The sequence below is a fragment of the Hymenobacter cyanobacteriorum genome, assembly GCF_022631375.1.
GTDB lineage: Bacteria > Bacteroidota > Bacteroidia > Cytophagales > Hymenobacteraceae > Hymenobacter > Hymenobacter cyanobacteriorum.
In genome coordinates this window covers 460,204-478,060 of record NZ_JALBGC010000003.1, presented here as the reverse complement: position 1 = coordinate 478,060, position 17,857 = coordinate 460,204, and the positions used below count along the sequence as shown (strand labels likewise).

Annotated in this window: 15 protein-coding genes; 1 reads left to right on the top strand and 14 read right to left on the bottom strand. The window is 63.1% G+C overall.

Translation table 11 applies throughout. The features are described 5' to 3' along the window. Positions 1–63: 63 nt before the first annotated feature. Complete coding sequence (locus tag MON38_RS11855) at positions 64–1,518, top strand: hypothetical protein (RefSeq protein WP_241936381.1); 1,455 nt, start codon at positions 64–66, stop codon at positions 1,516–1,518. A 101-nt stretch (positions 1,519–1,619) separates the two neighbouring features. Here the strand turns inward: MON38_RS11855 and MON38_RS11850 are convergent, their stop codons facing one another. The 14 genes from MON38_RS11850 to MON38_RS11785 form a co-directional block, all read right to left on the bottom strand. Beyond that, positions 1,620–3,341, bottom strand: a complete 1,722-nt coding sequence (locus MON38_RS11850; RefSeq protein ID WP_241936380.1) for a M28 family metallopeptidase — start codon at positions 3,339–3,341, stop codon at positions 1,620–1,622. A 40-nt stretch (positions 3,342–3,381) separates the two neighbouring features. Continuing rightward, the gene (locus MON38_RS11845; RefSeq protein WP_241936379.1) at positions 3,382–3,996 is read right to left on the bottom strand and encodes a TetR/AcrR family transcriptional regulator; all 615 of its coding nucleotides are present in this window, start codon (positions 3,994–3,996) and stop codon (positions 3,382–3,384) included. A 75-nt stretch (positions 3,997–4,071) separates the two neighbouring features. Next, positions 4,072–4,752: a carotenoid biosynthesis protein gene (locus MON38_RS11840; protein ID WP_241936378.1), complete on the bottom strand. Its 681-nt coding sequence runs from the start codon at positions 4,750–4,752 to the stop codon at positions 4,072–4,074. A gap of 88 nt (positions 4,753–4,840) precedes the next feature. Next, the gene (crtD, locus tag MON38_RS11835) at positions 4,841–6,346 is read right to left on the bottom strand and encodes a 1-hydroxycarotenoid 3,4-desaturase CrtD (protein WP_241936377.1); all 1,506 of its coding nucleotides are present in this window, start codon (positions 6,344–6,346) and stop codon (positions 4,841–4,843) included. 122 nt (positions 6,347–6,468) lie between these two features. Then, on the bottom strand, positions 6,469–7,668 hold the full coding sequence (locus tag MON38_RS11830; protein WP_241936376.1) for a class I SAM-dependent rRNA methyltransferase: 1,200 nt from the start codon (positions 7,666–7,668) through the stop codon (positions 6,469–6,471). Between the two features lie 123 nt (positions 7,669–7,791). Next, a complete protein-coding gene (locus MON38_RS11825) occupies positions 7,792–8,232 on the bottom strand; it encodes an SRPBCC family protein (protein WP_241936375.1) in 441 nt (146 codons plus the stop codon). A 39-nt stretch (positions 8,233–8,271) separates the two neighbouring features. Continuing rightward, positions 8,272–9,786 carry a carboxypeptidase-like regulatory domain-containing protein gene (locus MON38_RS11820; RefSeq protein WP_241936374.1) on the bottom strand — a complete coding sequence of 505 codons (1,515 nt, stop codon included), beginning with the start codon at positions 9,784–9,786 and terminating at the stop codon, positions 8,272–8,274. Between the two features lie 57 nt (positions 9,787–9,843). Next, positions 9,844–10,230 carry a curli-like amyloid fiber formation chaperone CsgH gene (gene csgH / locus MON38_RS11815; protein WP_241936373.1) on the bottom strand — a complete coding sequence of 129 codons (387 nt, stop codon included), beginning with the start codon at positions 10,228–10,230 and terminating at the stop codon, positions 9,844–9,846. A gap of 74 nt (positions 10,231–10,304) precedes the next feature. Beyond that, positions 10,305–10,934 (bottom strand): hypothetical protein, encoded by a 630-nt coding sequence (locus MON38_RS11810; protein ID WP_241936372.1) that lies wholly within the window; start codon positions 10,932–10,934, stop codon positions 10,305–10,307. A 131-nt stretch (positions 10,935–11,065) separates the two neighbouring features. Continuing rightward, positions 11,066–11,758 carry a hypothetical protein gene (locus MON38_RS11805; protein WP_241936371.1) on the bottom strand — a complete coding sequence of 231 codons (693 nt, stop codon included), beginning with the start codon at positions 11,756–11,758 and terminating at the stop codon, positions 11,066–11,068. A 212-nt stretch (positions 11,759–11,970) separates the two neighbouring features. Further along, positions 11,971–13,446: a CsgG/HfaB family protein gene (locus MON38_RS11800; protein WP_241936370.1), complete on the bottom strand. Its 1,476-nt coding sequence runs from the start codon at positions 13,444–13,446 to the stop codon at positions 11,971–11,973. Positions 13,447–13,533: 87 nt separating this feature from the next. Continuing rightward, a complete protein-coding gene (locus MON38_RS11795) occupies positions 13,534–13,953 on the bottom strand; it encodes a curli production assembly/transport component CsgF (protein ID WP_241936369.1) in 420 nt (139 codons plus the stop codon). Positions 13,954–13,996: 43 nt separating this feature from the next. Then, entirely contained in the window at positions 13,997–14,569 is a 573-nt protein-coding gene (locus MON38_RS11790; RefSeq protein WP_241936368.1) for a CsgE family curli-type amyloid fiber assembly protein, read from the bottom strand. 261 nt (positions 14,570–14,830) lie between these two features. Next, entirely contained in the window at positions 14,831–17,809 is a 2,979-nt protein-coding gene (locus MON38_RS11785; protein WP_241936367.1) for a DEAD/DEAH box helicase, read from the bottom strand. Positions 17,810–17,857 lie beyond the last annotated feature (48 nt).

Genomic DNA, 17,857 nt, shown 5'->3' with positions numbered 1-17,857 from the left:
AATGCAGGAAGATGGCGTGCAGAAGCACGGCGCTGCTTTGCTTCTGTAGCTACTTTTAGCGGCATGAAGCAATTGTTGTTCCTGGGGTTATTGCTGGGGTGGTTTTCGCTGCGGGCGCAGCCGGTTATCAGTCCTGGCCCGGCCGTGACGGTGGAAGTCAGCCGGACGCACAGCCTGGTGCGGTTCGTGCAAACCATGGCCGGTGGCAGCGGCACGCACGTCGGCTCGCGCTGGATGTTTGAGCATAGCCGTTTCAACACGCCCGCCGCCCGCCGCTGGCTGCGCCGCTACCAGGCTCTCGACTACGACCCCGGCTTCGACCGCGACGGCTACCCGGCGGACCGTCTGGGCAGCACGGGTTCCATCATGCCCGGCTACCTGGCCGCCAGCGCCGATGCCCGCGACCTGTCCGACCTGCAGCGCCGCACCGTGGGCCTGCTGCCCAACGAAGTGCTGGTGAGCCTGGACAGCGTATACCGCTATTTCGAGCCCACCTTCGATACGCTGGCCTGGCAGCCCCACGCCGCCGAGCTGGCCCGCCTGCAAACGGCTTACGCGCAGTTTTTAGCCCAAAGCCAGCTGATGCGGGAGTTTGGGCGGCTGCGCACTTTTTACGGCGGCGTGTGGCCCGATGCACTGCCCTTCCGCGTGCTGCTGAACTCGCAGCTGGGGCCGGGCAGCGGCTTCACCAACAAAGCCTCGGTGAGCGGCAACGTGGTGCTGCTGAACTGCAACCCGGCCTCGCGCGAGTTCGTGGGCGGCAGCACCGTCATGTTTCACGAGATGTGCCACGCCCTCTCCACGCAGCAGCGGCTGAGCCTGCAGCAGCAGCTGGAAGGCTGGTTCCTGCACAACGCCTCGCCCAACCGCCGCTACGCCTACAACCTGCTGGAAGAAGCCCTGGCCACCGCCGCCGGCGAGTGGATTCATGCCCGCCAGACCGGCCAGCCCGAAACCGGCGAGTGGTACAACGACGACTACATCAACCGCTACGCCCACGCACTCTACCCGCTGGTAGCCGCCTACACCGACCGCAGCCAGCCCATCGACAGCGCCTTCGTGGGCCAGGCCGTGCGCCTCTTCGATAAAGATTTTCCGCAGGCCGCCACCGAATACGGCAACCTGTTCCGCAACGTGCTCTACTGGACCGATGCCGAGGATTTTGACGGGGCCATCCAGGCGTTTCGGTCGCAGCTGCGCAGCACCTATACCTACAGCGGGGCGCCCATCCTGAACTCGGCCAAACACCTGGCCAGCGCCCGCAGCGGCGAGCACCTGCCGGTTATTATGGTCACCCAGCAGCACGAGGCCACGCTCAAGTACCTGCGCCAGCAGCTGCCCGCCTTGCGCGCCCACCGCCTGCGCCCAGAGCAAAGCTTCGTGCTGAGCACCAGCGGCCCCAGCGGCCCGCTCATTCTGGTGAATGTGCACGACCCGGCCCAACTTGCCACCGCCGCCAAGCTGCTGGAGCAGCAAAGGCGCATGAACCCGAAAGAGCCGCTGAAGCTGCTGAAGTAAGAACTGTCATGCGGAACGCAGTGAAGCCCCTTATCACATCAGAACAAGTCGTTCGAGCGTGATAAGGGGCTTCGCTGCATTCCGCATGACAGTCGTTCGTGCTATTTCCCCGGCCGGCTCTTCTCCCGCGCGGCCTTAAACTCCGAGCCGTCCTTCCACTTCGGGAAAGTCGTCTCACTAGCCAGCCGCTGGCCCACGCGGAACAGCAGGCGCGCATCCTGGGCCGCGCCGCGCAGGTCCCAGGCGGGGTCGTACTGGTCGCTGGGCTGGTGGTAGTTTTTCTCGTCGAAGCCCACGCGCTGGGCCTCGGCGTAGGCCTTGCCATGCAGGCGGCTCTCGAACAGGCCGCGGGCGTAGAGGGCCGGCACGCCCACTTTGGCGAAGCTGAAATGGTCGGAGCGGTAGAAGTAGCCGGTTTCGGGGTGCTGGTCGGGCAGCACGTAGCGGTTCTGCTCCTGGGCGGCGGCGCGGGCGTAGTCGTCCATGTCCGACTGCCCGTAGCCCACCACCGTCAGGTCGCGCATGGGGCCGAAGCCAAATAGCTCGTCCATGTTTAAATCGGCCACGGTGCTGGCCAGCGGGTACAGCGGGTGCGCCGCGTAGTAGCCCGAGCCCAGCAGGCCCTGCTCCTCACCGGTCACGGCCAGAAACACGATGCTGCGCTGGGGCTTTTCCTTGGCTTGCTGGAAGGCCGTCGCAATGGCCAGCAGGCCGGCGCAGCCGCTGGCGTTGTCGAGCGCGCCGTTGTAAATCGAGTCGCCCGCCACCGGCTTGCCAATGCCCAGGTGGTCCCAGTGCGCGGTGTAGATGATGTATTCCTTGGGCCGCGTGGTGCCGGGCAGCACCGCCACCACGTTTTTCGAGGTTTTGCGGGTGATTTTGTTGTGGATGGTCGTGCTGATGTTCAGCCCCAGCGCCCGGCCCCGGAAGCCTTTTTTGTTGGCGGCGGCGTAGGCTTCGTCGTAGCTCTGGCCGGCGGCCGTGAACAGCCGTTTGGCCGCATCCAGCGCCAGCCAGCCTTCAAGGGCCACTTTGCTCGCGCCTTTATCGGCCGTTTGGGGGCGCAGCTTGGCGCCGCCGTTGCTGCTCTGCACCACCGTCCAGGGGTAGGATGCCGGCTTGGTGTCGTGGATGATGAGCAGGCCCGTGGCGCCGTGGCGGGCGGCCTCCTCGTACTTGTAGCTCCAGCGGCCATAGTAAGTCATGGCGTTGCCTTTGAACATCGTGGTGTCGTTGCCCGCGTTGCCGGGGTCGTTGATGAGCACCACCACGGTCTTGCCCTTCACGTCGAGGCCGGCGTAGTCGTCCCAGCCGTATTCGGGGGCTGTCACGCCGTAGCCGGCAAACACCAGCGGCGAGTTCTTGATGCTGATAACCGGCTGCTCATGCTCGCTCAGAAACATAAAATCCTGCCGGTACTTCAGCGCCAGCGTCTTGCCGTTGCCCGCAATGGTTGCCACCGAATCGGGCGTGCCCACGATTTCCACCAGCGGCACCGCCTGGAAGTAGGACCCAGCCGGCCCCGGCTGCAGCCCCAGCTTCTTGAACTCGGCCGCCAGGTAAGCCGTGGCCTTTTCCTCGCCCGCCGTGAACGGCCGCCGGCCCTGAAACGCATCCGAAGCCAGCGCCTTGATGTGGCGAGCCATGAGCGCGGGCGTGATGCCGTCGTTGGGGGCGGCCACGCTGGCGGTGTCGCCGGGGGCGCTTTCGTTTTTGATGACGGTCGTCGATTTTTCCGACGACGAATTCTGGCCCTGGCAGCTTGTCAGCAGCAGGCCCGCGGCGGCCGGCACCAGCCAGCCGCGCAAAGTGGTGAAACGCATTTGTCCCGAGAGTTACCCCCAGCCGCGACGCCGGAGCTGCCTACAGCCGGGCAAAATGCTCGGCCGCAATCCGCGCGCCTTCATCGGTGCAGATGCCGCGAATGTAGTACAGGAAGATGCTGCGGAACACCTCGGCCGGGCTAAACCGCTCGGGCGGGAAGGTGAGCGGGTTCAGCATCATGTTCAGCTGCTCCAGAATAATCTTGGTCACGAGCTGGATATTGATGTCGGAGCGGAACAGGCGCGCCCGGATGCCGTCGTTCAGCAGCTGCTGCAGCTGCGGGGCCGAGTACGTATTCAGGTGTTCGAGCACCGCCTCCCAGGTGAGCGGGAAGCCCGCTTGCAGCTCGCCGTAGAAGGTAGGAGGCGTTTGGGCCAAATCGCGCAGGCCCAGGCGCAGCAGGCCGTAGAGGCGTTCCACGGCCGTAGGAAACTCGGCGTACAGGGCCACGTGCTCGCGCTTCTGGCGCTCAATGTCGGCCAGCATGGTGTGGTGCACCAGCAGGTCGCGGCTCGGGAACTGGGCCGTCAGGTCGGCCGTGGTGGTGCCCAGGCTGGCCGCCAGGGCCGCCTCGGAAGCCCCGGCCAGGCCGTGAGAATAAAAAACGGGCATGGCGGCTTCGAGCGAAGCAGTCGGCAGGGTAACGTTGCTCATAGCGGATAGGAAGGCGGGGAAGGCAGAGTACGGCAGCCGGACAATTTTGCGCCGGTCCTGGTTCACCGACGGGCGCTATTTCAGCGCGCCCAGCAAAAAGAAAAACAGCAGCTGCGTGAGGTACACCAGCGGCACCAGCGGGTTGCGCTTGGCAAAGGTGGTGCGGTTGAACAGCATTTGCAGAATGCAGGCGAAAATAAACCAGTCGCGGAAATTCTGCGCCGGAATCACGCCGGCCGTCCAGTGCCAGAAATCGAAGCGGCCCGCCACCGGCTCCAGGCAGGCATCGAAGCCCACCATGAGCATGGCCGCAATCAGAATGCGGGCCAGCTCGCCCATGGGCACGTAGCGCACCAGCATGCCGCACAGGTAGGTGAGCACCAGCCAGTTCAGCCCAATCATGGGCGGCACACCGCTGAACGGCTGCTGGTCGAACAGCTTGAAACCCAGCGTGTCGCCATACGTGTAGTGCCCGAATACCTTGCCCGTGTTCACGCCCACGAACTCGGCCCCGAATCCCAGCAGCACCACCGTGAGGCAGAAGCCCCAGAAGCTGGCGTCGCACCCCTCCTGAAACCACAGCAGCAGCAGGGCCGTGAGCCCGAGCGTGAGGGGCGTAAACCGCAGGTAAAACCCGGGGTCGTCGGAAAAAGCCAGCCCCACAAAGCCCGTGAGGTGAAACAGCAGCACCAGCCCCTGGGCCACGCGCAGCCGGCGCATGGGAGCGGCCGGGGTAACAAATTCAGAATACTCCATTCGGCGGAGTCAAGCAGTTAAAAGTTAAAAGTCGGGAGTTAAAACGCCCTCGTTTTACGCATCTGTTTTAACTCTCAACTTTTAACTTTTAACTATCAATGAGAGAAGCCACGATTTTGGCCGACAGCAAACACAGCGGAATGCCGCCGCCCGGGTGCACCGAGCCGCCGCAAAAGTACAGCCCTTCGAGCCGCCCCGAAAAATTCGGGTGCCGCAGAAACGCCGCCAGCGCATTGTTGCTGGAGCTGCCATACAACGCCCCGCCAAACGACGAGGTATCGGCCGCGATGCCGGGCGGGGTCCACACTTTTTCGGTGGCAATGAACGGCTCCACATCGGTGCCCAGGGCCTGGCGCAGCTTACGCAGCACGGCGGCGCGGGTTTGGCGGGTGAGGGCGGCCCAATCCTGGCCCTGGTCGTGGGGCACGTTCACCATCACAAACCAGTTTTCGTGGCCGGCCGGGGCGTCGGTAGGCGTCTTCTTGGAGGTAATGTTCACGTACACCGTCACGTCGTCGGCCACCGTTTTCTGCTGGAAAATAGCGTCAAACTCGGCCTTGTAATCCTCCGAGAAGAAGATATTGTGCAGCCCCAGCTCGGTAAACTCGCGGCGGATGCCCCAGTAAAAAATCAGGGCTGAGGAGGAGCGGGGCTGACCCAGCGTGCGCTCGGGCGCGGGCTCGCGAGGCAGCAGGCGGCGGTAGGTGGGCACCACGTCCATGTTGCTCACCACCTGGCCGAAGTCGTACACGTCCTGCGCCGTGCGGAGGCCCGTCACGCGCCCGTCGGCGATGATGATTTCCTCCACCGCTTCATTGTACCGGAATTTCGCCCCAAATTCCACCGCCAGCCGGTGCAGGCTTTCGGCAATGGCGTAGATGCCGCCCTCGGGGTAAAAAGCCCCGATGCCGTGCTCCAGGTGCGGAATCATGCTCAGCGTGGCGGGCGCCTGGTAGGGGTCCGAGCCGTTGTAGGTCGCGTAGCGGTCGAAGAGCTGCACCAGGCGCGGGTCGCGGCCGAAGGCGCTGGCGTGGCGCTGGTGCATGGTGCCCAGCAGGCCCAGTTGCGGCAGGGCGGCCACGGCCTTCAGCGTTTCGGGGCTGAAATACGTGCCCGCCTTGTGCAGCGACTTGTGCAGAAACGTGCCCGCCGTGGCATCGTACGCCTTCCCCGCCCGGGCCAGAAACTGCGTCACGTCGGCCGCCGGGGTGCCTAGTTTTTCTTCCACTTCGGCCGCGAATTTCGCCGCGTCGGCCCAGGCGGTGAGGCGGGTGCCGTCGGCGAAAAAATAGTTCGTGATGGGGTCGAGCCGCTCGTAGCGGAAGTAGTCGGCGGGTTCGCGGTGGGCCAGCCGGAAAATATCGTCCACCAGCTGCGGCAGCGTGAATAGCGACGGCCCGGCATCGAAGCGGTAGCCGCCGGGCAGCGCAAACTGGTGCATTTTGCCCCCAAACGTGGGCCCCGCCTCAAACACCGTAACCGGGTGCCCGGCCACCGCCAGCCGTGCCGCCGTGGCCAGCCCCGCAATGCCCGCCCCGATGATGGCCACGGGCTGGCGGGAAGGCGCAATGGTGGTTTTCTTTTTCTTGAACACTGGACTGCTAACCGCCGCAACGGGGGGAGAAGTTTGGCCGAAGCCGCCAAAAATAAAGCGGCGCTTCGAAGTAGACGTTTTCCGTCTGCTCCGAAGCGCCGCCTGCTGTTTTCAAAACGCGCCTACTCTACCGCCAGCACTAGCCCCTTCAAATACGCGCCTTCCGGGTGGAACAGGCTGACCGGGTGGTCGGCGGGCTGAGTGAGGCGGTGCAGAATGCGGGCCGGCCGGCCCGCTTCGATGGCCGCCGCCAGCACCGCGCCCTCGAACAACTCGGGGCTCACCACTTGCGAGCAGCTGAACGTGAAGAGCAGGCCGCCGGGCGCGAGGTGCGCAATGCCGGCCATGTTCAGGCGCTTGTAGCCCATCAGGGCGGCGTGGCGGGCGCCCATGTGCTTGGCAAACGCCGGCGGGTCGAGCACCAGCAAATCGTACTGGGCCGAGTGGTTTTTCAGGAAGCCCAGCACGTCGTCGGGGTAGGCGGCGTGGCGGTCGGCGTGGTGGCTTAGCTCGGCGTTGCGCTCGGTCAGGGCAATGGCTTTTTTGCTGGAATCGACCGAGTGCACGAGCTCAGCGCCAGCTTCCAGCGCATACACCGAGAAACCGCCCGTGTAGCAGAAGGTGTTGAGCACCTTGCGGCCCGGCGAGTAGCGGGCCAGCAGCGCGCGGTTGTCGCGCTGGTCGATGAAAAAGCCGGTTTTCTGGCCTGTTTCCCAATCCACGGCAAACTGGTGGCCGTTTTCCATCACCACGTGCTCGGTGCCCGAGCTTTCGCCGAACAGGTAGCCGTTCTGCGCATCGGGCACGGCGTTGCCGGGCACGGTTTCGGCGCTCTTGTCGTAAATGGCGCGCAGCTTATCGCCGAACACCACGCGCAGCGCGGCCGCAATTTCGGGCCGCGCCCGATACATGCCCACGCTGTGGGCCTGCACCACGGCGGTGTCGCCGTACACGTCGATGATGAGGCCCGGCAGGCCGTCGCCCTCGGCGTGCACCAGCCGGAAAACGTTGGTGTCGGCGGTGCCCGTCAGGCCCAGGCGCTGGCGCAGACGGTAGGCATTGCCCAGCTTGTCTTCCCAGAATGTAGCCGTCGGCAGTTCCGCTTCGGGGCCGAAGTCGAGCATGCGCACGGCAATGGAGCCGCCGCCCGAGAAGTGGCCCACACCCAGCAGCTCGCCGTTGATGGCCTCTACGCGCACGGGCTCGCCCTCGCGGGGCTCGCCCAGCACGCGGGCAATGGCGCCCGAAAACACCCAGGGGTGGCGGCGGCGCAGGCTGTGGTCTTTTCCGTTCTTGAGGACGATGGTGGTGGTATTCGGCATAGGCCCGCAAAGGTACGGCCCCGCGCTACCCCGGCCTGTCATTCCGACGCAGGAGGAATCTGGGAAATCTATTTGGACGGTTTTACTCAGATTCCTCCTGCGTCGGAATGACAGGCCGGGCTGCTACCGAAACCAGCGCCGGTAAATGGACTTGCGCCAGGCAAACTGCGCCCACATAGCCGGATATATCAGCACATCAAGCAGTCGCGAAGCCGTGCGGTATTCCAAATCATCCACGATTACGCTGCCGCCATTGGGGCCGGGCTCGATGCGGTGGTGGTGCCGCCAGTAGCGTAGCGGCGTCGGCAGAATCTGGCCTTCGTCAATGAAAAAATGCGTGCCATCGGGCCGCACGCCGTCATCCACAATCAGCGACGTCCAGGGCAGGCGCTTCACCAGCGTGTCCAGCTCAATTTCCACTTGGTCGCCGGTGCGGCAGCCATCGAAGCGCCGCACCCGCAGCCGCGGAAACGGCGGCGCCAGCGCCACAAACAAGTCGCGGGTGAAACCGGCCATCACCGCGGCCGGTGCTTGCGAAACAGGGGTACGAAGAACAACGCGCATGGCCCTGATAACCCGGTCGCGGGCCCTTGGTTCAGCGGCTTATTTCCAGTCGGGCAAAAAGGCGTTGCTGAACAGCTTGGTTCGGCTCGTACCATCGAGGTTCACCGTCCAGAGCTCAGGCGGGCTGAGGTCGTCGTTGACGCGGTTCACAAAAATCAGCCGGAAGCCGTCGGGCGAATAGCGCGGGGTCAGGTCGTTGGTGCCGGCCGGCTTGTTGTTGTTCATCGATGCGTTGCCGGCCGATATATCGACCGGCGTGCCGGTGCCATCGACGCGCTGAATCAGCAGGTGCGCATCGAGCTGCCGGCCCGTCGCGCTGTTGAAACCGGCTACGTCGCGCGTGTACACCACGCGGGTCCCGTCGATGCTGAAGCTGGGCGAGTCGACGCGGCCCGGCAGGTTGCTCACGAACAGCACGGGGTTGGTGCCGTCCGCGTTGTAGAGGTACAGCTCCGAGTCGTAGGGGTTGGCCCCGATGGTTTGCACCACCAGCCGGTTGCCCTGCACCGTCCAGTCGCACTCGCGGAAGTGGCGGCCGGCCGGCGCGGTGGCCAGCAGCGTCAGCCCCGAGCCGTCGCGGTTGATGCGGTACAGCTGGTCGTAGTGCGCATAAATCAGCTGCGCTCCGTCGGGCGACCAGCGGTAGCCCACGCCCGCGTTGCTGTAGCCTTCGGCCGACAGCGCCGTAATCTGGCGCTGGTTCGAGCCGTCGCGGTTCATCGTATACAGCTGGTATTGGCCCGTCGCGTTCGAAGCGTAGGCCACAATATCGCGCAGCGGGCTCAGCTGCGGGGCCGTTTCCACCGCCGCCGAAGAAGTTAGCCGTACCAGGCTGCCGCCGGCGTTGTCCGATGAGTAGATGTCGGTATTGCCCGCCGAAGTGCGGGCAAACAGGTAGCGGTTGTCGGGCAGCGGCCCGGTCTGGAAGCTCCACACCGGGCTGCGGGCGCTGGCGCCGCCGGTGTTGCGGGCCGTTACCTGCCAGTAGTACGTCGTGTTGTAGAGCAGGCCAGTGGCCGTCACCACCGTGTCTTTCGAATTGGAAAGCAGGGTGCGTTGGTTCAGGTTGTTGCTTTCGAAAAGAATAACGTCGTAGCGCAGCGAATCGGCCCGGGTGGCACCGTTGGGGTGCCAGCTCAGGGCCACGTCGGTGGGCTGGCCGGTAGCGCCGCTAACCGGGGCGGGGCGTACCGGGGCATTGGGCGGAGTTGTGCTGCTGGGTTTATCGAGCTGTAGCACCACGTTTTGCGTTTGCCCACTCGTCACGTTCACGTTGGTAGTGGCCGCCACGTAGCCCGTACGTCGGGCCGAAATTGCCACCAGCCCTGCCGGCACTTGGGTAAGCGCGATATGGCCCTGGGCGTCGGTCACGTACGAGCCCGTGGCCGGGTTCGTGCTGATGCCGGTATTGGGCAGGGGCTGGTTGGTGCGGGCATCGAGCACCGTCACGTCCACGCTGCCATAAGTAGTTGGTTCGACCGTGGCGTCTTCACAGCCGCTCAGAGCGCTTAGCACCAACGCCCACCCAGTGAGCAACAATAAACCAATTCTCATGGTCAGGAAAGGAAAGATGCAGAAAAAGGGGAGGAAAGATAAGAAAAAGCGGGAATATTAATGCATCGCCGTGCCTTGGCCGGCCGAGTCGCGCGCCACGATTTGCCCCTGCAGGTCAAAAATCAACAGCTTGGCCTGGTATTCATCGTGCGCCAGCGCGCTCACGCGCACCTGCGACAACACCAAATCCTGGTTGGGCAGCAGCATGAACTCGCCGCCCTGGCTGTTTTGCGAGCGGCCGGCCCGGCTCTGGCGCGTCACCAGCAGCTGGTAGCGGTAGTGGGCCGGGGCGGGCGCCGTGCTGCGGCAGTGCCCGGCCACGGTGAGCAGCTGGTCGTGCTGCGTGAGCTCGAGCCGGGCCTGGCAGGGTGGCACCGGTACCTGCACAAACGCCCCGCCGGGCTGCGCCAATAAAGCTGCCAGCACCAACGGGACGCGTTTCATAGCTCGGAAAGAAGAACGGTGGGAAAGCCGAAAACTGGGAAAGCAAAAAACAGAAAAAAAAGCGGGCGGAAAGATTACGGAGTGGCACGGCCCTGCTCGATGGTGAGCCGGATGCCGTTGCCGCGCATCTCCACGCCGTAGCCCTGAGGAGCGGTGGTGCCAGCCGCTTCGCGTTGCGTCAGCTGGTTGTTGTCGCCTACCTGCAGCACGGGGTAGCGGCGGTTGTTGCCGGCCACGTCCAGCGTGGCACGGTTGTTCTGGCCGTTTTGCACCACGTCCACGTCGTTGCGGTTGCCCACCATGCGGCCGTCAAAGGTGTTGTTGCTGCCGCGCTGGTCCACGGTGCTGGTGTTGTTGTTGCCTTGCAGCGTCAGGTTGGCCTCGTTGCCGTTGCCGTACTGGTAAAAGTCGGCAATGTTGGCATTGCCGGCCTGCACAATCAGGGCCTGGTTAATGCCATTGCCCTGGCTCACCTGTTCGATAGTGGCCTGGTTGCCCTGGCCGGTTTGGCGCAGCACGCTCAGGTTGCGTGCATCGGCCGGGCGCAGGGCGCTGGTAGTTGAAGTCAGCCGGTCGAGGCCAATTTCTTCGACTACCTGTTGCGCGGCCGATGGGGCCGTTTCCGACGTTCCGCGTCCCTGACCCTGGGCCAATGCCGACGTCGCGGCCCCCAAAGCCAAACTCAGAACAAGAAGTGTTTTCATGGCCTGGAAGAAAAAGTGGAAGGGGCTAAACCCAGTTCTGCCGGGTTTCGGGCATGTCCGGAGGCATGCCCGAAGCCCGGCAGAAACCAGAATGAAGCCCGCGGCAAGTGCCGCGGGCCATCCGGAAGGGATTAGTGCTGGTTAACAACCACCGAGTTGTTGGAACCCAGCTGGGTCGTGGTGCTCCAGTTGCCGCCGATGTTGTACTGAGCTACATCCGACAAGTTGGTCGTGCCGCGCTGGTACTGCACTGCTACGTTGTCGCTGCTCGACTGCTGCAGCATGGCGTAGCTCGTGTTGGAGTCGCCGGTGGCTGCATCGCCCTGGCTCTGGGCACCGATGTTGCGGTTGCCGCTCTGCTCAGCCCGGGCGTAGTTGCCCACCCCGTGCTGGCGCTGCACCAACAGGTTGTTGTTGCCGGTTTGGGCACCATACATCTGGTTGTCGGTGAAGCCGGGGTTGTACTGCGACTGGTAAGCATCGTTGCGGCCGATGGCGGTGGTCGAACCGGCATCCTGCACCAGAGTAGCTACGTTGTCACCCAATACCTGCTCTACACAAGCGAACTGGTTGGTGCCGCGCTGGTACACCGACGAAGAGTTGATGGTCGAAACGTTGGGCAGCGGCTGCGAGCCAATGCTGGCCAGACGGGCAGCCGCGTCGAACGTAGTGGTAGTGCCGCAGCTGGGGCAGGGAGGACGCTGGCCAACGGGAGGCTGCACGATGGTGGGCGGCGTGCAGTTATTGCACTGGGTTTGGGCATTGGCGGCACCGGCCGACAGAATGGCAAAAGCCATCAGGGTAAGTTTTTGCAGAGTTTTCATAAAAGGGAAAGTGAGAAAAATGAGGATGTGAAGGTTGGGGGTGTGAACTAGCTCTCTCCGGAAGAACATGTCAAAGATACTATTCAAAATAAGAATGTCAATAGGTGATTGAAAAAATATTTAAAATATTTATCGCAATAATGATAAAAGTTGATTTTTAAGTCATTTAAGCAGTTTTTAATATGAATAATTCATCAAACATTTAAAACTCGCTATTTTCCGTCGGCCTTTTTCTGTTGTTCAGCCGCCGCTTCGGCCGCCGATTTGGCTTGTTTGGCCAAGGCTTTTTCCTGCGCCGTTTTGCCGAAGTACAGCACTGCGCCTACCCGGCCGCTCCAGTAGTAGTCGTTGTAGCGGCCCGCACTGAGCCGGTCCAGCTGGTCGCTGAGGAAATAGTGGTTATCGACGCCCACGCTCAGGCCCAGGTGCGGCGTAATCAGGTATTCGCCCCCCACGCCGGCTACCGCGTAGGGCAATACCGTTGGGGCATCGGCCAGCGGGGTGGTGCGCCGCGCGGCCCCGCCGCCCAGCAGCAGGTAGGGCGTAAAGTTATCGAAGGGCAGCAGCCGGTACTGTACGCCGGCTTCGGCATAGTTAAGGGTTTGGCGCAGCGCGGCGGCACCCAGGCCGGCGGCCAGCTGGCCCCGGCCCGCATTCAGAAACAGGCTGGTGGCGTTTGTCGTCTGGTAGTGCAGGGTGAGTTCGGCGCCCGGGCGACGCAGCGGGTTGGCATAGTCGCCCGAATATTCCTGCACGGCCACGTTGGCACCCAGGGCCAGCGGCGAGCGGCGCAGCTTCATTTCGCGGCCCAGCACGTCGATGCCCAGGTTCTGATTCTTTTCATACAGGTAGTTCTGGATGCCGTAGCCGGTGTACTCCGTCGAGTCGCGCGGGGCCCACAGCCGCTCGGCAAATCCCTCGTAGATAAGCGCGACCACCGCTTTCTCGATGGCTTCCTTCACGGCCATCTCGCTGGGCTCGTTGTAGGTGAAGCCGGTTTCGGTTTCCAGCAAACGTTTGAAGTCGACAAACCGGAACAAGCTGGCATCGACCTGCTGCGAAAGAATGGTTTTGGAGGTGTAAACCGTCTTGAAAATCTTGCCCGAGTTGGTGCTGATGGCCCGCAGGTACACCGTCACCCGGTCTTGCCGGTACTGGCCCGACGCGCCCGCTCCGAAGTAGCGCAGCCCGGCCCCGCCGGTGAGGATGTTGGAATCGTACGACACGATGCCGCCTTCCAGAATAATGCCGGCGAAGAGCAGCGGGGCCAGCGGCGGCTGCTTCTTGCCGGTCTGGGCGGCGTATTCCTCGCGGGTCGAGCGGATGATTTTACGCTCGTTCAGCAGGTTGCCCAGGTTTTCGCGCTCAATGGGCTCAAACCATTGCGATTCTTCCAGCGCCCGCAGCAGGATGGTGGTGGCGCCCTGCGTCACGGCCGTCGAGAAGCTGGCCCCGTTTTCCTGGGGCTTGTACTGGCCGGTCTGGTCGCGAAATTTATAAACCGCCACCACCGATTTCGTTTTAGGGGCCGGCAGGCCCCGCCACAGCGAATTGGCCGCGATTTCGGCCCCCAGGCGGGCCGGCTGCGTGGCCAGCAGGTGCTGGTGCAGGTAAGGAGTGCAGGCGGCCAGCAGCGCGGGCAGCAAGGCCAGGGTAGCCCCCAGCCGGCGCAGTTTTGGTAATTTCATTGCAGAAAAAAGGAAGAAGGAACGACCGAAGCCCCGGGCAGGTGCCGGGGCCAGCTTAAGGAAATACCAAGCCGGAAGCGTAGCCGGCTACAGCCCGTTGGGGATGGTAATGATGGTTTGGTTGCCGGTACCGGTATCGGTTACCTGCACCACCACGCCCGAGGTGCCTTGCGACACCTGCACCTGGTAGCCGCCCACGGTGTACGTGCCGGGCCGGATGGCTCCACTACCGAACTGCGAGGTAATGAGCCGGTTGGTGAGCTGAGCCAGTACCTGTTGGTTGAGGTTGGTCGCAAACTGGGCCAGCGGGTCCTGGGCGGTTGTGGGCTGCACCGGGTCCGGAATGGTGTTCTGGGCGGTGGCCGAGGCCTGCAGCCACGAGTAGTTGAACGGGTTGCCGCCGCCAAAAGCCGGGTTTTTGGGCTGGTACACCATGTCCTGGGCCTGGGCCCCGTGGGCCAGCCCAACCAGCAGCAATGCCAGCAGCAGGGTAAAAAAAGATTTCATGAGCGTGCAGAAAAGGTGGGAATGAATTAAGACGTAAAATGCGCTAGTACTGCTCGGGTGGCAGGCGGTGGCCTTGTTCGAGCTGGCGGCTGGTGTTCAGGGCTTCCTGCAGAAACTCCTGGGCCGATTCCACGGCTGCCGAAACAATTTCTTCCATCTGGTCGGCGCGGGTAGGCAGGGGCAGTTCCAGCAGTTCCGTGTCGTTCACCGTCAGCACCACCAGAGCCGAGTTGCCGCGGGCAGGCCGTTCAGCCACCACAATGTTGTAGTCTACCACACCCATCGGGGCTTCGAAAGTGCTGTAGAACTGGTCGTAGAAATCATGCCCCAATTTGGTCAGGGCCTGGTCGAGCACCAGGCCCTGCGACTCGGCTCCCCCCAGCTTGCGTCCTTTAAGCGTCGCCACCGAATCGGCTTTGAGTAGCATGCGCAGGGCTTCTTCGAGCTTGGCGGGGGCCAGAGGGGCTGGCTGGCCGGTAGGGGCGGCCGTGGGCTTGGTGGGCACGGCTTGGCGGCCCCGCGTTTGGGCAGGTGCAGGCGTGCTGGTCAGCCACAACCCGGCCAGGAGTGCCCCGGCCCGAACCGTGCTGCTGCTCAACTGTCTGATTGTATGCACCAGCTGCATGAAACCGCACTATTAATGGCGTGAGAGGTAGACCAATAAGGCGTTTCAGCAGAATAAAAGTGAAAAGCAGAGCCTGCACCGGTCGGGCAACAAACGTAAGATATATTTCAAGTAAATGCAAGAATAATTAAATTCAAGGCTGCCTCAATCGAACTGGCCGTCGGTGATTCCAGCCCAACAAAAAGGCCCCTGCCCGGGCCGGCAGGGAAGCCGGGCAGGGGCAGGGGCCAGAGGCGCTGCGCAAAAAGTGAGTTAACTCAACAATTCCTCGATATCGGCGCGGGTGAGGTGCTTCATCACGGCCTCGTCGGTGGCAATAAGCTCGCTCACCAGCGCCAGCTTGCGGCGCTGCAACGCCAGGATTTTTTCCTCTACCGTGTTCTGGGTGATGAACTTATAGGTAAACACCGGCCGCTGCTGCCCGATGCGGTGGGCACGGTCGACGGCCTGGGCCTCCACGGCGGGGTTCCACCAGGGGTCGAGGATGAACACGTAGTCGGCGGCGGTCAGGTTCAGGCCCACGCCGCCGGCTTTCAGGCTGATGAGGAAGATTTTCAACTCCTCGTCTTCCTGGAAGCGCGCCACTTCGCCGTTGCGGTCGCGGGTGGCGCCGTCGAGGTAGGCGTAGGGCATCTGGCGCTCATCGAGCGCAGCCCGTACCAACGACAAATGCTGCACAAACTGGCTGAATACCAAAACCTTGTGTCCTTCGGCTACCACGTTGCGCAGCATCCGCAGCACCTCGCGCAGCTTGCCCGACTCGCCGGTATAGTGCTCGTCAGCTAAATGCGGGTGGTTGGCAATTTGCCGCAGGCGCGTGAGGCCCTGCAGCAGCAAAAACTGCGTGCTGGCTGGCCCGTGCTCGTCCAGGTTCTGCAGAATCTTGTTGCGGTAGAAGCTCTTGGTTTCCTCGTAGGCGTGGGCCTGCTCCTCCGTCATCGGGCAGTAGCTGAGCTGCTCGGTTTTGGCGGGCAGTTCCTTGGCTACCTGCGACTTGTGCCGGCGCAGGATGAATGGCTTAATCAGCGCATGCAGTCGCTTGGTCCGGCTTTCATCCTGGTTTTTTTCGATGGGCTTCAGGAATTCCTTCCGGAAAAATGCCTGCGTGCCCAGCAGCCCGGGGTTTATGAAGGACATCTGCGACCACAAGTCCATCGTGCTGTTCTCCACCGGGGTACCTGTGAGGATGAGCCGGTGCCGTGAGCGTAGCTGCCGCACCGCCTGTGAGGTGGTACTCGACGGGTTTTTGATGGCCTGCGACTCGTCTAAAATCACGTAGTCGAACTTGTAGCTGGCCAGCAATTCAGTATCCAAGCGCACGATGCCGTAGCTGGTGAGGACCACGTCGTAGTCGGCAAACCGGTCAGGGTTTTTGTCGCGGTAGGTGCCGGTGTAGGCCAGCACGCGCAGGCCGGGCGTGAACTTGGCCGCCTCGCTCTGCCAGTTATACACCAGCGACGTGGGCAGCACCAGCAACGAAGCAGCATTCTGGTTATCACCGCTTTCGTTGCGCTGCTGCAGCATGGCCAGCGTCTGAATGGTTTTGCCCAGCCCCATGTCGTCGGCCAGGCAGCCGCCAAACTGGTAGTCCTGCACAAAGCGCAGCCAGTTGTAGCCGGCCTTCTGGTAGGGGCGCAGCTCGCCCAGGAAGCCAGCGGGCAGCGGGTGGTCTTCTACCTCGGCAAAATCGCGCAGCTTGGCCAGCTTGCGGCCCATGCGCACGGTGGCCAGCTCGTTGCTCTGCAGGTCGGCCACCAGGGCCAGGTGGTGGCGGCGCAGGTTCAGCCCCTCCGCGGTTTCTTCGCCGAAGGCAAACAGCTCCAGGTAATCGGTAAACCACTCTTCGGGAATGATGGCAATCTGGCCGTTGGGCAGTTTGAACTCGCGGCGGCGCTGCAGAATGTGGCCGCGCAGCCGGATAAACGGTACCTCAATGTCGCCGAAGCGCACAGTGCCGCGCACATCGAACCAGTCGCCGGCTTCCTGAATGCCCACCTGCACGCTGGTCGGGCCGATGAAGTAGTTTTTGATGGCCGTGGTGGCAGCTTCCACGGTGTAGCCCAGCTCCGTCAGCTCGGGCGTGTGGTCGTGCAGCCATTTAAAGGCTTCGCCTTTGGGCAGCGTTACCTGGCCGTTTTCCACCTTCAGCTGGCGGGCGCGCAGCTCTTCCACGGTGGCCTGCTCCTGCTCGGGGTTGCGTAGCAGGCGGTGAAACACGTAGCTCTCGGGCGTTTTTTCGAGGTGCACGCTCACGGGCTTGTTGGTGCCCAGCGGCATCAGGTGCGGGCCGTAGCGGAAGCTGAGCTCGAAGTGAATCTGCTCGGTTTCGGCCCCCGTGAGCAGGGGCGCAACCGGCTTGGGCTGCGGAATGCGGCCCCGGCGCGGCGGCCCGGGCGGGCGCACGGGCGCTTCGGGCAGCGGCGGGGCGGGCACGGCATCGGTGTAGGTGAGCAGCGGCCGGGCCACAAACCGCTCCGAGCGAATGTCGAAGCCCCGGGCGTGCACCTCGAACGACTCCATGAGCGGGGCCACAAATTTCTGGAAATAGCTTTCTTCCACCTGCCGCGGCACCACAATGAACTTCTTCTTGAGGAAGGGCAGCAGCTTGCGCCCGTCGACCTCGGTACGGAAGGTGTAGAGCAAATCGCCGAGCAGCAGCCAGGCCGGCTGCAGGCACACCAGCACCGCATCCTTGTATTGAAAATCGAGCTTCTGGCCCTGGTACTGAATGGTGGGGAAGTAATGCGTGCCCTCCTCGTTGCGCCGGAAGTGGAACAGAATCGACGCCTTGGCCGGGGCCATGCCGATTTCCTTCCAGGTTGGCTCGCCGTCGCGGCCCATGATGAATACCTGCTTGCCGGCCAGCCGGGCCAGCACCGCGCCCATGCGGGCCTGCACCTGTCGGGCAATGGCTTCCTGCAGCGGCTTGTCGCCTTTTTCGGGGTGGTAGGTTTTCAGGAAGAACTCGGCCGTGGCAATCTTGCGGGGCCAGAATTCCTTCACAATGGCCTCCTGCTGCAGCTGGTCGCAGAGGGCTACCAACTCAAAATCAGTCGCGTCCAGGCCGGCGGCAAACTCGTGCACGTTCTTGCCCGAAACCGTCTGGTGCTGCAGGGTAAGCTGCCCGCGCGGGCCCAGCTGCACCACGTAGGCTGCAAACAGGTGCCCCAGGCACTCGTGTTCGAAAAGGGAGTAGACGATTTGAAAAGGTTCAGCAGTAGATACTTTCATAGCCGGGCACGCTCGCGGAATGCGCAAGGTAGGGCCGAAACGGGGAAT